Raw genomic sequence first — 15,745 nt, 5'->3', positions numbered from 1 at the left:
AAATTATGGTAAAATGATAAAGTGCATGAATTTGCGAAAAGGATAGAGGAGGTTTCCATAGTGAAACAGAAAATCGCCGTTTTAGGTCCCGGATCATGGGGGACTGCTTTGGCACAAGTCTTGTCTGAAAACGGACATGAAGTGACTATTTGGGGCAACAATCCCGCCCAAATCGATGAAATCAATACGTATCATACCAATCGGCATTATTTGCCTGATTTGAAATTACCTGAAAATATTTTAGGCTGCAAAAATCTAGAAGAGGCGATCCAAGGGGCAGATGCTGTCTTGTTTGTAGTACCAACCAAAGCGATTCGTGCCGTGGCACAAGAATTCACTAAGAAGACAACCGGTAAACCAGTCATCATCCATGCCTCAAAAGGATTAGAACAAGGCAGTCATAAACGAATCTCAGAAGTACTTGCCGAAGAGATCCCAGCAGATAAACGGCAAGAAATCGTTGTCCTGTCAGGACCATCACATGCCGAAGAAGTCGCTGTCCATGATATTACCACGATCACGGCAGCTTCAGAAAATGAATCGGCTGCTAAATATGTACAAGAGCTATTTATGAATGATTACTTTAGAATCTACACCAATAACGATGTGATCGGTGTCGAAACTGGCGCCGCGCTGAAAAACATCATCGCTATTGGTGCCGGAGCGATTGCTGGACTGGGCTTTGGGGATGATGCGAAGGCTGCGATCATGACCCGTGGGTTAGCAGAAATCAGTCGTCTCGGTGTGGCAATGGGTGCAAATCCATTAACCTTTATCGGATTGAGTGGTGTTGGCGATTTGATCGTCACGTGTACCAGTGTCCATTCGCGGAATTGGCGTGCCGGAAACCTATTAGGAAAAGGCCATAGCTTAGACGAAGTGTTAGACAATATGGGCATGATCGTTGAAGGAGTTTCAACCACCAAAGCTGCCCGCGAATTAGCAGAAGCTTTGTCAGTGGAAATGCCAATCACAGAAACGATTTATTCGGTCTTGTATGAAGGCAAAGACATCAAGCAAGCAGCTAAAGATATTATGCTGCGAGACGGCAAAGAAGAAAACGAATTTACGGTAGATCAATCATTATGATTAAAGGAGCGAGTCACATGAATGTCAAAAAAGCAGTTATCCCAGCAGCCGGTCTAGGTACCCGATTTTTACCAGCTACAAAGGCAATGGCAAAGGAAATGTTGCCGATCGTTGACAAACCAACGATCCAATTTATCGTGGAAGAAGCTTTACAATCAGGGATCGAAGATATTTTGATCGTAACAGGAAAAGCAAAGCGTCCGATCGAAGACCATTTCGATGCCAATTTAGAATTAGAGATGAATCTAAAAGAAAAAGGCAAGACAGAGCTTTTGAAATTAGTGGAAGAAACAACTGACGTAAATCTGCATTTCATTCGCCAATCTCATCCGAAAGGATTAGGCCATGCCGTATTACAGGCGCGGGCATTTGTCGGAAATGAACCGTTTGTAGTCATGCTAGGTGATGACTTGATGGAAGATCAAGTGCCATTGACGAAACAGCTGATCGATAATTATGAAAAAACGCATGCATCAACGATCGCTGTCATGGATGTTCCTCATGAAGATACATCAAAATACGGAATCATTGATCCTGGTATGGAAGTTGAAAAAGGCTTGTTCAATGTCAAAAACTTTGTTGAAAAACCAGCGCCAGAAAATGCGCCAAGTGATTTAGCAATTATTGGTCGCTACTTGCTGACCCCTGAAATTTTTGATATTTTAGCCAATCAGGAACCTGGTGCTGGCGGCGAGATCCAATTGACGGATGCCATCGACACATTAAACAAAACCCAACGCGTGTTTGCTCATCAATTTACCGGCAAGCGTTACGATGTAGGAGACAAATTTGGTTTCTTAAAAACAAGTATTGAGTATGGTTTAGTACACCCTGAAGTCAAGGACAACTTGAAAGAGTATTTGATCGAGTTAGGAAAAGAACTAGCTCCGGCTCAAAAAGAAGTCAAAGAAGCACCGAAAGAGTCAAAAAAATAACAAAAACTCCTAAACAAGGCAATTTCTGATGAAATTGCTTTGTTTTTTTATTATTTCCTGTTGAAAGCGGATAATTTTCTTAAAAATGCAGTCTTTTATTTGTAGAAAGTGCAGTGAAATGCTATTCTTAATATAAGTAAATGGGGAAAGGAGCCATTCTATGTCAGGAGGAGAACTAGCTGCATTGATTGCTGCGATCGCATTTGTCGTATTGGTCATTTTCGTCGTTCGTTTGTTGATGCAAGTCAGCAAGACAATGACCAAAGTAGACAAAACGGTCGAAGAAGCAAACACAACCATCCGTGTCATTACCAAAGACGTTGATATTCTTTCAAAAGAGGTTGAAGGTCTTTTGGTAAAAACGAATGAGCTTTTACAAGATGTGAACGGAAAAGTCGCAACCATCGATCCTTTGTTCACAGCAGTTGCAGATCTAAGTACCAGTGTTTCAGAACTAAATGTTTCTGGAAAAAATTTAATTACGCGCGTGGGTAGTCTTGGCCGGACCACTGCCAAAGCAACGGTAGCTGGAAAAGTCGGTCAAACAGCCATGAAATTTTTCAAAGACAAAAATAACCAAAAATAAAAGGAGGACTTTCAATGAGTAAAAAAGGCGGATTTTTATTAGGAGCAATCATCGGAGGAACAGCGGCAGCAGCAGCAGCACTTTTGTTGGCGCCAGAATCTGGTAAAACATTAAGAAATAAATTAGCAAAACAAGCAGACGATTTATTAGATAAAGCATCTGATTATGGTGATTTAGCCAAAGAAAGAAGTACGGATCTTGTCGATATCGCTAAAGATAAAGCAGCAAAATTAAGCGAGCAAGCATCTGACTTTACCGGTTCTTTAACAGCGAAAGTCGATGACTTAAAAGAAACAGCAGCTGGTTCATCAGAAGAAACCGTTGAAGAGTTAAAGAAACAAGCAGGTGATCTATCAGAACGCTTCAAAAAATCAGCAAGCGATGTGAAAGAAACAGCGAAAGATGCCAAAGAAGATGCAGATGATACAGTCCAAGATATCATCATTGATGCAAAATCTTCTGCAGCGGATATGAAACAAACCGTCAAAGAAGGGGCACAAGAAGCAAAACCTGTAGTTGAAGAAGCCAAAAAAGACGGTCAAGCAGCCGCAGCTGATTTGAAAAAAGAAGCTGGAAAAGCAGCGGATGATGCCAAAAAAACAGCGAAAGCAGAAACAAAAGAAGCTAAAGCTGACTTGGAAGATGCAAAAGAAGAATTAAAAGATACATTAGAAAAAAACAATCCTGAAGCATAAGCAAGGATACAAAATTTGATTACTTTAAAAGATAAAAACGTTCGCCAGTTAAATCGGCGAACGTTTTTCGTGACTTCAGTAGCTATTCGTTTGATGCTTGGGTGATTTCCCAATCGCAAAGTTGATAGATCCAATCCCGCAGTTGACTGAATGGAAACCCAATTCCCTCAGCGAGAGCAACATTGATCGAATAAACAGGTGTACCATTGTAAGGGCCTTGATCACCTGTTTCTGAAAAGAGAGGGGAAAGACCGGTTTTTTCCGTTACGTATTGCAGCACTTCTTCTAAAGAAATCGTGCCTTTTGACGCACCGTTGATGGGTCCTGTGAAAGAGCTGGTACCTAAAAACGCTAAAAATTGGCCAGCTTCTTCAGCATCGACAAAGCCCATTTGATGCGTTAGATTATCGACAGCCATTGGCTTTTGCTTTATCAGATGGTCGATGTAAAAGGCAAAACGTTTTGTATAATCATCTGCACCGATCACGTAAGGAAAGCGGACAAAAACGGACGGAATCTGACTGTAGTTTTGGGTAAGAATCTCTTCAACGGTTCGTTTGCCTTCAGCATAATTGACTTCCTCAGAGCAGACAATTTTGACCGCTTCTTTGGCAGGGTCAAAATCCGTTTCTTTCAAATCGAAGTGCAGTTCATGATAGGCAGACATCGAACTAGTGACAATGTAGCGTTTGGGTGTGACATGACGCAGTAGAATCTCAATGTCGTTGGAAGTATAAGCAATATTGTCGTAAATAACATCATAGGTTTCTTGTGTCAACGTCGTTTTGATACTTTCTTCATCCGTGCGATCAAAGACAAGTCGGTTGACTTGATCGCCAAAAGAATCAGTCGTCTTCCCTCTGGTAGCGATCGTGACATCACAGCCTTGATCCACTAAAGATTGGACCAAATATTTACCGAAAAAACGCGTGCCGCCTAAAACTAACACTTTTTTACTCATAAGAACACTCCTTTTCATGTAATTACAACATATTGCGCCGTTTCATTAAAAGAATCAAGATAAAATCAACAATTCTTTTTTTGTTTTGGTAAATGGTACACAGCCATCTGCAGTGACATAGATGCAATCTTCAATACGAACACCGACTTGATCTGGCAAATAAATCCCTGGTTCGATAGAGAAGCACATGCCTTCTTCAATCACTAAATCATTGCCAGTGATCAAAGAGGGGAACTCATGAACCGTGGTCCCGATGCCATGACCTAAACGATGGTTGAAGTAGTCGCCATAGCCATAACCCGTAATCACATCACGAGCGATCTTGTCTAATTCTCCAGCGGTGATCCCAGGTTTGACCGCTGCTTGAGCCGCTAGTTCTGCTTCAAGAACGATGTCATAAATTTTTCTTTGTAATGCAGTCGGTTCTTTATAGGCAACCGTTCTGGTTGCATCGCTGCAATACCCTTTCCAGATGACTCCTAAATCAAATAAGACGAGTTCATTAGCAGTCACTTTGCGATCCCCAGGTACGCCATGAGGACTTGCTGCATTGGCACCAGCTAATACGGTCGTATCGAAGGACATATGGGAAACCCCACGTTTTTTCAACTCGTACTCAATTTCTGCTACGATTTCCATTTCGCTAACGCCTTCTTTGATGGCAGCAAACCCAACCTCAAAAGCAACATCTGCCCAGTTGCCAGCTTCTAGTAAGGTGTCAATCTCAGACGCGGTTTTTGTTAATTGCATTTTTTGAATCACCGGGGTCACATCTAAAGAAAAATCGGTTTTTGGCAAGAACCGTTTCAATGCTTCATAGCGCTCGACGGAAAGGTCATTTTTTTCTAATGCCAAGGAAGAAACCTCGTAACGAGAGGTCAATTCTTGGCAGATTTTCGCCCAAGGGTCTTCACTATCGAGATAACCGATAATGTCAAAGGGCCAGCCGCTATTTTTTGCTTCTTCTACTTCCAGAGCTGGTGTGAAAAGAAAGGGATCTTTTCCAGGTGCGACGAACAAAGCAAGGACCCGTTCATGAGGTTCACTTTTAAAACCGGAAAAATAAGCGATCGTTGCTGGATTAGAAATATAGGTAACATCGGCGCCATTGGTTTTCAACCAGGCATTTAACTCATTGATTTTTTTATCATTCATTTGATAAAACCTTCTTTCAAGTATTCTTTTTCTATTTTATCATGCTTTCGAAGAGAATAGGGGAGGGGAAAGTAGGAAATTGCTAAGTTTTCATGAAAACAAAATTAAAACGGTTGCAAATCCAGAAAAAATTTGCTATCCTAACAAAGAAATGTAAATAAGATTTTCTGAAAATAGAATAAGGGAGATATATCATGGAAAAACAAACAATTACGATTTATGATGTTGCACGGGAAGCGAATGTATCGATGGCAACTGTTTCACGGGTAGTCAACGGAAATCCAAATGTAAAACCAGCAACTCGTAAGAAAGTGCTGGAAGTGATCGACCGCTTGGATTATCGTCCAAACGCAGTTGCTCGAGGGTTGGCAAGTAAAAAGACCACAACTGTTGGTGTTATCATTCCTGATGTCAGCAATATGTTCTTCTCATCACTTGCTCGTGGGATCGATGATGTAGCGACCATGTATAAATACAATATCATCTTAGCCAACTCTGATGGCGATACGATGAAAGAAGTCAACGTATTGAACAACTTGTTAGCAAAACAAGTGGACGGCGTTATCTTCATGGGTCATCGCATCACGGATGAAATTCGCGGGGAATTCTCTCGCTCAAAAACACCAGTCGTTTTAGCTGGTTCGATCGATCCTGATGAACAAGTAGGAAGTGTCAATATTGATTACACAGCAGCTGCCAAAGATGCTGTTTCATTATTGGCGAAAAACAATCAAAAAATCGCTTTTGTCAGCGGTGCTTTAATCGATCCAATCAATGGCCAAAACCGCTTGAAAGGCTATAAAGAAGCCTTGAAAGAAAACAACCTTGACTATTCTGAAGGGTTGATCTTTGAATCACCATACAGCTTTAAAGAAGGCTTAGCATTAGTTGATCGCATCATCAACAGTGGTGCAACAGCAGCTTATGTTACAGACGATGAGTTAGCGATCGGCGTCTTAGATGGTTTGTTAGACAAAGGCGTTAAAGTTCCTGAGGATTTCGAGATCATCACCAGCAACAACTCATTATTGGCTGAAGCAGCTCGTCCACGCTTATCAAGTGTGACGCAACCATTGTATGATATGGGTGCCGTTGCGATGCGTCTATTAACTAAAATGATGAACAAAGAAGATGTAGAACAAAAAACGATCGTCTTGCCTTACGGTATTTCAGAAAAAAGCTCTACGAAATAAGCAGCGATTTAATAAAAAGACTAGTGGAGCAACGCTTTGTTGTTCCACTTTTTGCTTCAACGATCGTTCGTGTGGGTAGAAAATCTATGGATTTTCTACCCACACTTTTTTTGTATAAAAAAACTGATCAGCACAAGGCTGATCAGTCATCATCATCATTTGTATTAGGTTGGTTATTTTCTTGCTCGTCCTCGTCGTCATCATTTGCAGTAGGTGTAACATTGTTGGATGCGTTATTCGATGATGTATTCGACGAACGATTTGTTGAACGGCTAGAAGATGCTTTTTTCCAATAGTCAGCATAGTTTGCATCTGAACCACCGAGTCCAAATTTGAAATCGACCGTATCTGGTCCGCCAGTTGCCCAATAAGAAGTAACGGTACTACTTGGATTCGTATAGGTTCGATTATCGACTCGCACGGTTCCTCCTGGTTGGGTACCAGTAAACTTGGAAACTTGAGCTTTTTTGACATCACTAGAAAGTTCAAACTTCTGATTTACACCAAAGACTTCTTGGTTTGTTTGATAGATACGATTGATCAAGTAAGCCATGTAATTGGCTGTCCGAGTTCCTGCTGCACTATCGGTAGCTTTATTGTCATCCCGCCCTGACCAGCTGCTGATTGTGATCGATGGGGTGGAAACGACTAGCCAAGAGTCAGACCAATTATTGGTAGACCCAGTTTTACCGACCCAATCGGCATTCCCGAGGTTCCAATCTAATCCGCTGATAACCGATTTAAAGGAACTGGTTTTTTGCTCATCGATAACACTACGCATCATGTCGGTCATAATGGAAGCTGTCGCTTCAGAAAAGACTTGGACCGGTTTGGCTTCATGCTGATAAAGCACTTCGCCTTCATTATCCTTGATTGATTCGATGATGTAGCCTTGCTGATAGACACCGTTATTGGCAAATGTTTGGAAGCCATTTGTTTGATTCAACACTGTGACATCGGTAACCCCTAATGGCGCTGATTCATATGCCCAGCTGTTATCTTCAGGATAGCCCATTTTGCTCAAATAATTTGAATAGGCATAAAAATGATCGCCTTCTTTTTCCCACAGATCTTGGAAAATATTTGTCGCTGCGATATTACTGGAAACTTCCAATGATTCGCGAATCGACATAAAAGTATTGGTTCCACGGTTTGTGGCATTGACGATCGGCTCACCGGCGTTTTCTCCTGTCCGCCATTTTGCGGCATAATCAGAAACCATTGATTCAGAGCCCATCAAGCCACTTTCGATCGCCGGTCCGTAAACCAGCATTGGTTTGATACTTGAACCTGCTTGGCGTTTAGCATCAAAGGCATGGTTGAATTGATTGTCAGCATAGTTACGACCACCAATAAAGCCTAATACTTTCCCGGTGGCATTGTCCATCATGACGTTGCCGACTTCGATGGTGGAGTCGCCCCAGTTGTCTAACATATAGCCGTATTTATCGACGGCATCTTGCATTGCATTATAAATATCTTTATCGATCGTTGATGTGACGGTATAGCCACCATTAACCAGTTTTTGCTGCGCCAATTCGAAGTATTTTTGGTAGGTTTCGTCTTTGGCATATTCTTCGTCACTGACATCATCTTCATCTGCCAGCTGTTTGGCAATTATGTCTTTTGCTTCATTTAACACAGTGTAATAAAGGAAGCTTTGATCCGTTTGTTCAATGGCTTCTTGTTTTTTGAAGTCTTGCTTCAAGTCATAATTAAGCGCCTCTTCGTATTCTTCTTTCGTAATATCGTGGTTACGATACATACTGAAGAGCACGAAGTCTTTCCGCTCTAAGCCAGCGGTCAAGTTTTCCTTGATCTCGCCCGTATTTGTATAAGGGCTGTAGACGATCGGGCTTTGTGGCAGACCCGCAATAAAGGCTGCTTGCGGTAAAGACAGGTCAGCTGCGTTAACGCCAAAAATTCCTTGCGCCGCTTCTTGCACACCTGCGATATTTTGCCCTTTATTGTTCCGGCCAAAAGGGGAGATGTTTAGATACATGGTGACGATCTCATCTTTATCGAAAAATTTCTCCACTTCCATGGCTAATAAAATCTCATTGGCTTTGCGTTTGAAGGTCGTTTCACTGGAAAGGATTTGTTGTTTCACCAGCTGCTGGGTCAAAGTGGAACCCCCGCTGCCGCCAAAGCCTGTCGCTTCGGATAATAACGCCCGCACGACTGCTTTTGGTACGACGCCATTATGAATATTAAAATATTCGTCCTCTGTTGCGATGATCGCTTTTTTCAAGTAGTCTGAAATTTGATCGGAATTAACCGACGTTCGCATCAGATCTGAGCGAATCGTTGCGATTTTACTGCCATCAGCGTATGCGAGTTGAGAAGTCTCTGTGATGTCGGTCAGTTCTTTCTGCAACTCATCTTTAGAAGGAGCTGCGGTATCTTCCACAAGAAAAGCAAAGTAGCCGGCACCGATCCCTAAAGCTAAAGAACCGCCTAGCACCAGTAAAGAAATAGCCACTAAGAACAAGGCATGTAAAACCCTAAGACTGATATTGAAATAGAACCAGCCTCTATTTTTGTTTTCTGTATTCTTTTGATTTTTCGTTTTCTGGGACAAAAAGAGTCACCTCAATAAATTAGAATAGATTCCGTGTAATTATAGCAAAAAACAAGGCGCTTGGGTAGCACCCTATCTGTTATCGAAAGAAGTGTGCGAGAAAATGCCAGTTGGTATTTGTATTGAACCAGCGATAATAAGGGAAAACGAACAGATTTGCCTAAAAGTTTCTTTTTTGGTAAAGGACTTTGAGAGAAAGACTTTTCATTGCCCTCTTTTTCAGTTAAGATGAACAATGAAGCAATTATTAGGAGGAGAAAGAATGAGTACAGACTTTTTTGAAGAACTAAAGCAACGCGGATTAGTTCATCAGACCACAGACGAAGCAGCCTTGACCAAACAATTAAATGAAGAGTCTGTGAAACTATATATCGGCTTTGATCCTACCGCAGATAGCCTGCATATTGGTCATTTATTGCCTATTTTGATGTTGCGCCGTTTCCAACAAAACGGACATGTGCCGATTGCATTAGTTGGTGGCGGTACAGGAATGATCGGTGACCCATCCTTTAAAGATCAAGAACGTCAATTAAACACATTAGATACCGTTTTGGAATGGTCACAAAGTATCAAAAGCCAATTATCTCGCTTTATTGATTTTGATGACCAAGAAAATCCTGCCATCATTGCCAATAACTATGAATGGTTAGGGGAATTGAAACTGATTGATTTCTTACGGGACACGGGGAAAAACTTTACCATCAACTACATGATGAGCAAAGAAAGTGTCAAACGTCGGATCGAAACAGGAATTTCCTACACGGAATTTGCATACCAGCTTTTACAAGCCTATGACTTTTTGAACCTTTACGACAACCACGGTTGCTTGTTGCAATTAGGTGGTAGCGATCAATGGGGGAATATCACTTCTGGAATCGAATTATTGCGTCGTGAGCGTGAAGTCCAAGGGTTCGGTTTGACTATGCCATTGATCACAAAAGCAGATGGAACGAAATTTGGGAAAACAGAAGGCAATGCGGTTTGGCTAGATGCCAAGAAAACAACGCCTTACGAGTTCTACCAATTCTGGATCAATACGGATGATCGTGATGCAGTCAAATTCTTGAAATATTTCACCTTCTTATCATTAGAAGAAATCGCTGCGATCGAAGCTGAATTTAACGCTGCACCAGAATCTCGAGCAGCACAAAAAGCTTTGGCAAAAGAAGTCACTACTTTGGTTCATGGGGCAGAGGCTTATGAACAAGCCGTACGCATCTCAGCAAGTTTATTCAGCGGCAATATCAAAGAATTGAACGCTGAAGAGATCGAACAAGGCTTTAAAGGGGTTCCTAGTCATCAGGTAACAGCGGATGATTCTTTGAACATCGTTGAAGTGTTGACGACTGCTAAAATCGAACCATCAAAACGTCAAGCAAGAGAAGACGTACAAAATGGGGCCATCTACATCAATGGGGAACGCGTCCAAGACCTAACGTACGAGATCCAAGCAAGTGATCGGATCGGTGGAAAATACGTCGTGATTCGTCGTGGCAAGAAAAAATATTTCTTATTAACATTTTAATCGCAAAAAGCGAACCGACCTGTTGGTTCGCTTTTTTTCAAATTTTTGTAGAGGAAGGGTCTTTGTTGGAATGGGAAATATAGTGTTGAATGCCGCCGGTTTATTTGCCATGATCTTCTTAGGGTATTTTCTTAAACGGCTAAATGTCCTTTCAAAAGCGGATGGCTCGATCTTATCCAAAATTATTTTGAATGTGACGTTACCGGCAGCAATCATTTTGAATTTAGCTTCAATGCAAGTACAAGTCAGTGCGCTTAGTTTGATTGTGATCGCTTTGATCATTACGATCGTCCAGATCCTCTTCGCATTTTTCTTGACCAAAAAAGAATCGAACACGCTGCAACAGTTTGCTATGTACTGCGGGTCAGGCTTTAATATCGGCAATTTTGCAATTCCTTTTGCCCAAAGTTTTTATCCTTTAGGGATTCCACTGATTTCGCTGTTTGATATGGGGAACAGTATCATGTTGGCAGGGGGAACGACGATTTTCATCGAGTTCTTGATTGGAAAGCGGACGACGTTTGAACCAGGAAAAATCTTTTTGAATCTCCTGCGCTCGCCAACATTTACCATTTATCTAGTGATGCTGATTATCCGCAGTGCGGATTGGAGGATTCCCGAGTCAGCCTTGGCGCTCGTTCAGCCAATCGGGATCGCAAATACGTTTCTGTCCATGTTTATGATTGGCTTATTTTTGGATTTCCGCTTACCGAAGCACACTACGCCAACGGTAATCAAAATTTTAAGCTTACGCTACGGACTGGCTTTCGTGCTGTTCGCGGCTTTCTATGTTTTACCGATCCCAGTTTTATTAAAACCAGTACTTTGTTTGTTAGTGTTTGCTCCGATCCCTTTATTTGGGGTCATTAATTCCGTGATTGCTGGGATGGAGGAAGAGGCGGTGGGATTTGTTTCTTCCATTAGCTTTTTGATAAGTATGCCGCTAATGACGGGTGTCCTGATGTTATTTGGACTCGCTTGATAAAAAAATACGGCAATGAGCAAAATAATCGCTTTACAAGGTGCTTTTATCGATAATAGAGAAGACTAGATTTAGGAGGAAAAGAAAAATGTTGATTGGTTCACACGTTTCAATGAGCGGCAAAAAAATGCTTTTAGGAGCAGCAGAAGAGGCGGCTAGCTATCAAGCTACTACGTTTATGATCTATACCGGAGCTCCGCAAAACACGCGGCGCAAACCGATCGAAGAGATGCAGATCGCAGCTGGACAAGATTTTATGACGGAAAAGGGAATTTCGAATATCGTTGTCCATGCCCCTTACATCATTAATTTAGGTAATACCATCAAACCAGAAAACTTTGGCTTTGCCGTTTCGTTCTTACAAGAAGAAATCCAACGAGCCCAAGCTTTAGGTGCAACTCAAATCACGTTGCACCCCGGTGCCCATGTCGGTGCAGGACCCGAAGCTGGGATCAAGCAGATCATTAAAGGCTTGAACGAGGTCCTTGAAAAAAATCAAACCGCCCAGATCGCATTAGAAACAATGGCAGGTAAAGGCACCGAGATTGGTCGCAGCTTTGAAGAATTGGCAGCAATTATCGATGGCGTTACCTTAAATGAAAAATTATCCGTTACACTAGATACTTGTCACACGAATGATGCTGGCTACAATGTCAAAGAAGACTTTGACGGCGTGTTAAACGAGTTTGACAAAATCATCGGGTTGGATCGCTTGAAGGTCATCCATGTCAATGATTCAAAAAATCCACAGGGCAGCCACAAAGACCGACATGCGAATATTGGTTTTGGCACGATCGGCTTTGAAGCCTTGAATAAGATCGTTCATCATGAGCAATTATCAGCGTTACCGAAAATTTTGGAAACACCCTATGTTGGCGAAGACAAAAAGAATAAAAAAGCCCCTTATGGCTATGAAATCGCGATGCTGCGGGAAAAGACCTTTGATCCTGAGCTATTGACGAAAATCATGGCGGGTGCTTAAACGGTTCATTTAACCATGAGCCAGCTTATTATTGGAGGAAGAAAAATGGACTTTCAGTTGCTGATCGATGCCGCGAAACAAAAACTGGGATTCAGACAGCTCTCTCAATTTGCAGAAGCAGGGAGTGTTGCGGCAGCTCTGACTACTGCAGATGGACAGATTTATACAGGGATCTGTATCGATACCAGCTGTTCCATGGGTTTTTGCGCCGAACAGGCTGCGGCTGCGCAAATGATCACCGATGGGCAGCAGCGGGTGTTACAGATGGTTGCAATCAATTCGGCAGGTGAGCCGATCCCACCTTGTGGTCGTTGCCGTGAATTCATCAGCCAGCTGGATCCTGCCAACCACAACACGCAGGTCATGATCGCAGCAGGAAAAATCATGACGATAGAAGAGCTGTTGCCTTTTGATTGGAAAGCATCAAAATAAAAAGAGATTTAGCCCCTTAGACCGCTCTGTTCTAAGGGGCATCTTTGTTTTATCGATCCAATGGACGATCAACATGTTTAGATAAAAAAACTCCTCAACCAGCAATAGTGCTTTGTTGAGGAGTTGATCGATAGCAATGATTAGAATTTTTTCGCAGCTGCTGCTACGCGTTCTAAACCTTCAGCAATGATTTCTGCTGTTTTAGAAGGATCTGCATTGTGACCTTCGATGATTACTTCTTCTGTGATGTTCATGCCGAACATACCACCGAAAACTTTTTCCATAAAGGTTACAGCGTTTTCCATTGCGCTCATTTCGCCTGAGTAAACACCACCACGGGCATTCAATAGAACGATTTCTTTGTCTTTCAACAATTGGTTCATTGAACCATCTTCGTTATAAGAGAAAGTAAAGCCAGCTTGGAAGATATAGTCGATGAATGTGTGCAAAGCTGCTGGGATCGTTAGGTTCCACATTGGGAAAGCGAAAACGATGGTATCTGCTGCTGCGAATTTGTTCATCACGTCTTGACGGACAGTCATCAATTCTTGTTCTTCTTGGTTTAATTCTTGTTCTTGTGAAAGTTTGCCAAATGCTTCAAATAACGTTTGACCGATATAAGGCATTGGTTGTGCGTACACATCAAAGGTTACAACGTCCACATTGTTCGTATCAAGATTTTCAACGAACGTATCAAACATTTTTGCAGATACTCCATCAGGACGGTTATTGGCTTTAACAACTAAAATATTTTTCATTTTTTTCCACCTTTACTTTAAGTAAGTTTTAATCACAAAACGTAGTATACTATAAAATAATTTTGCTTACAATAAATAAGTGTACTTTTTTTAAAAAAGCTGGAATTTTGCAGTATTTTTCACGTAGTTTTGGTAAACTTTAGAGAAAACAGGAGGGGTTCTATGAAAATATTCGTGGTCGAAGATGACAAATCGTTAGTCAAAATGATGGAAAATCAATTATCCCGCTATGCGTATCAAACCTTTGTTCCGGAAAATTTCGCTGCGGTTTTAGCTGAATTCTTGATGATCCAACCTGATTTGGTTTTGTTAGATGTCAATCTGCCTTATTATGATGGGTTTTATTGGTGCCAAAAAATCAGGGAACATTCTTTGGTTCCAATTCTCTTCATCTCCGCACGTGACGGCAATATGGACCAAGTGATGGCATTAGAATACGGTGCTGATGATTATCTGGTCAAACCTTTTTCTTATGACTTGCTGCTGGCTAAAGTGAAGAGCCATATTCGCAGAGTCTATGGGGATTATGCACAGTCTGATCGGGCGAGAAGCTTGAAAGCTGGCGAATTGACCTATTATCCGGAAGCGTTGAAGATGGTCTATCGTGAAGCCAGTGAATGGCTGACTGTTCGAGAAGGAGAATTATTGACCCTTTTAATGTCAGCGCACCCAGAAATGGTCAAACGGGAACGGATTTTAAATCTATTATGGGATGATGAGCGTTTCGTTGATGACAATACGCTTTCTGTCAATGTTGGCCGTTTGCGAAAAAAATTGGCGGCAATGGGCATCAATGATCCGATCCAAACGATTCGCGGCAAGGGTTACGCCTTATCGGTAGTAGGTACAGAAGAATGAGAGCATATGCAAGTGTTCATTTACCTAAACTACTCGTTACCTTCCTAGCCATTTCATTGTTCGTTTTGGTGATTTGGTTGGATGGCTATCGAAATTACCTCGTGATTGGTTATGGTCTGCTTCTATTCGGGCTGTTCATTGTTCTTGTTTATTTGGTAGATTACCTTTCCAATACTGCATTTTATCATTATATCAAGCATGGAAGAGCGACTCACCGGAGCAATGGCTACCTTTCCAAGCAATGGCGCAAGCAGTTCGATGCACAAGAACAGCAAGAGCAAGAACGGCTGACAGAACTAGATCAGCACCATCAAAATCATATTCGTTTCATGAATATCTGGGTTCATCAAATGAAAACACCTGTCTCAGTGTTAGCGCTAATGGCTGAAAGTGAGGAGGTCGACAGCTACGATCTTTTAGCTGAAACAGATCGCTTAAAAAGTGGCTTGGCGACTGCGCTGAATTTTGTGCGCTTGGAAGATTTCACAGAGGACTTCGTTATCGAGTCAGCCTCACTGTTGGAATTGTTAAAACACAGTATCGGTGACCAGAAGCGGAATTTTATTCGCAGTGAAGTCTATCCGAAGCTGATGAGTGAAGCGGATATCACGGTGACAACAGATAAAAAATGGCTAGGTATTTTGCTCTTTCAGCTCATTAGCAACGCCATTAAGTACTCAACAGCAGAGAGCAAAGTCTATTTTGAAATTGATCCGTTTTCTAGAAGCTTGACGATCGCAGATGAAGGATGCGGGGTTGCAGCAGCGGATCTCCCGCGGGTTTTTCGCCCCTTTTATACAGGGCAGAATGGGCGGCAAACAGGAGAGGCAACTGGGATCGGTCTTTATTTAGTTGAAACGATCAGTACGCAATTAGATATCGATGTGTCGCTTGCCTCTATGGAGAATCAAGGCACGACAGTTACCCTAACATTTCGGAGGTGAAGGCTTTCTTACAATTTTGTAAGCTTTCTATCATGAAATCGATAACTGATTGCGGTGCCGCCTGCTAAA

At 41.9% G+C, this 15,745-nt stretch carries 15 protein-coding genes; 11 read left to right on the top strand and 4 right to left on the bottom strand.

Annotated features, from left to right (window positions below; all coding sequences use genetic code 11):
• The first annotated feature begins 60 nt into the window (after window positions 1-60).
• The 4 genes from ACIPK1_RS09650 (at window position 61) to ACIPK1_RS09635 (ending at window position 3,305) form a co-directional block, all read left to right on the top strand.
• Window positions 61-1,089, top strand: coding sequence for an NAD(P)H-dependent glycerol-3-phosphate dehydrogenase (locus tag ACIPK1_RS09650; protein WP_008378474.1), 1,029 nt, complete (start codon window positions 61-63; stop codon window positions 1,087-1,089).
• Between the two features lie 17 nt (window positions 1,090-1,106).
• Complete coding sequence (gene galU / locus ACIPK1_RS09645) at window positions 1,107-2,024, top strand: UTP--glucose-1-phosphate uridylyltransferase GalU (RefSeq protein WP_008378473.1); 918 nt, start codon at window positions 1,107-1,109, stop codon at window positions 2,022-2,024.
• A gap of 160 nt (window positions 2,025-2,184) precedes the next feature.
• Entirely contained in the window at window positions 2,185-2,610 is a 426-nt protein-coding gene (locus tag ACIPK1_RS09640) for a DUF948 domain-containing protein (RefSeq protein ID WP_005235398.1), read from the top strand.
• 14 nt (window positions 2,611-2,624) lie between these two features.
• Window positions 2,625-3,305 (top strand): YtxH domain-containing protein, encoded by a 681-nt coding sequence (locus ACIPK1_RS09635; protein ID WP_005235400.1) that lies wholly within the window; start codon window positions 2,625-2,627, stop codon window positions 3,303-3,305.
• An 82-nt stretch (window positions 3,306-3,387) separates the two neighbouring features.
• Here ACIPK1_RS09635 and ACIPK1_RS09630 read toward each other — a convergent pair whose 3' ends face one another.
• On the bottom strand, window positions 3,388-4,266 hold the full coding sequence (locus ACIPK1_RS09630) for an NAD-dependent epimerase/dehydratase family protein (protein ID WP_008378472.1): 879 nt from the start codon (window positions 4,264-4,266) through the stop codon (window positions 3,388-3,390).
• A 54-nt stretch (window positions 4,267-4,320) separates the two neighbouring features.
• Window positions 4,321-5,421 carry a Xaa-Pro peptidase family protein gene (locus tag ACIPK1_RS09625; protein WP_008378471.1) on the bottom strand — a complete coding sequence of 367 codons (1,101 nt, stop codon included), beginning with the start codon at window positions 5,419-5,421 and terminating at the stop codon, window positions 4,321-4,323.
• A gap of 194 nt (window positions 5,422-5,615) precedes the next feature.
• Between ACIPK1_RS09625 and ccpA the strand changes: the two genes are divergently transcribed.
• The gene (gene ccpA, locus ACIPK1_RS09620) at window positions 5,616-6,614 is read left to right on the top strand and encodes a catabolite control protein A (protein ID WP_008378470.1); all 999 of its coding nucleotides are present in this window, start codon (window positions 5,616-5,618) and stop codon (window positions 6,612-6,614) included.
• Window positions 6,615-6,756: 142 nt separating this feature from the next.
• Here the strand turns inward: ccpA and ACIPK1_RS09615 are convergent, their stop codons facing one another.
• Complete coding sequence (locus ACIPK1_RS09615) at window positions 6,757-9,195, bottom strand: transglycosylase domain-containing protein (protein WP_016612234.1); 2,439 nt, start codon at window positions 9,193-9,195, stop codon at window positions 6,757-6,759.
• Between the two features lie 262 nt (window positions 9,196-9,457).
• Here ACIPK1_RS09615 and tyrS point away from each other — a divergent pair, with 262 nt between their 5' ends.
• The 4 genes from tyrS (at window position 9,458) to ACIPK1_RS09595 (ending at window position 13,116) form a co-directional block, all read left to right on the top strand.
• A complete protein-coding gene (gene tyrS / locus ACIPK1_RS09610; RefSeq protein ID WP_008378466.1) occupies window positions 9,458-10,720 on the top strand; it encodes a tyrosine--tRNA ligase in 1,263 nt (420 codons plus the stop codon).
• A gap of 70 nt (window positions 10,721-10,790) precedes the next feature.
• The gene (locus tag ACIPK1_RS09605; protein WP_016612232.1) at window positions 10,791-11,702 is read left to right on the top strand and encodes an AEC family transporter; all 912 of its coding nucleotides are present in this window, start codon (window positions 10,791-10,793) and stop codon (window positions 11,700-11,702) included.
• Window positions 11,703-11,790: 88 nt separating this feature from the next.
• Window positions 11,791-12,684 (top strand): deoxyribonuclease IV, encoded by an 894-nt coding sequence (locus tag ACIPK1_RS09600; protein ID WP_005225802.1) that lies wholly within the window; start codon window positions 11,791-11,793, stop codon window positions 12,682-12,684.
• A 45-nt stretch (window positions 12,685-12,729) separates the two neighbouring features.
• Window positions 12,730-13,116, top strand: coding sequence for a cytidine deaminase (locus ACIPK1_RS09595; protein WP_086332454.1), 387 nt, complete (start codon window positions 12,730-12,732; stop codon window positions 13,114-13,116).
• Window positions 13,117-13,256: 140 nt separating this feature from the next.
• On the opposite strand, the gene ACIPK1_RS09590 is transcribed toward ACIPK1_RS09595, so the two are convergent.
• A complete protein-coding gene (locus ACIPK1_RS09590; RefSeq protein ID WP_005225804.1) occupies window positions 13,257-13,874 on the bottom strand; it encodes an FMN-dependent NADH-azoreductase in 618 nt (205 codons plus the stop codon).
• A gap of 162 nt (window positions 13,875-14,036) precedes the next feature.
• On the opposite strand from ACIPK1_RS09590, the gene ACIPK1_RS09585 reads away from it, so the two are divergent.
• Both ACIPK1_RS09585 and ACIPK1_RS09580 read left to right on the top strand, forming a co-directional pair.
• The gene (locus tag ACIPK1_RS09585) at window positions 14,037-14,732 is read left to right on the top strand and encodes a response regulator transcription factor (protein ID WP_005235415.1); all 696 of its coding nucleotides are present in this window, start codon (window positions 14,037-14,039) and stop codon (window positions 14,730-14,732) included.
• Entirely contained in the window at window positions 14,729-15,676 is a 948-nt protein-coding gene (locus ACIPK1_RS09580) for a sensor histidine kinase (protein ID WP_400450649.1), read from the top strand. Before ACIPK1_RS09585 ends, ACIPK1_RS09580 begins: the two co-directional genes overlap by 4 nt.
• The last annotated feature ends 69 nt before the right edge of the window (window positions 15,677-15,745 follow it).

Origin of the sequence: Enterococcus sp. NPDC086594 (genome assembly GCF_044746145.1) — a bacterium.
In the GTDB taxonomy this organism is placed as follows: domain Bacteria; phylum Bacillota; class Bacilli; order Lactobacillales; family Enterococcaceae; genus Enterococcus_D; species Enterococcus_D entomosocium.
The sequence above is the reverse complement of the archived record's forward strand: the minus strand, read 5'-3'. Positions and strand labels throughout refer to the sequence as shown.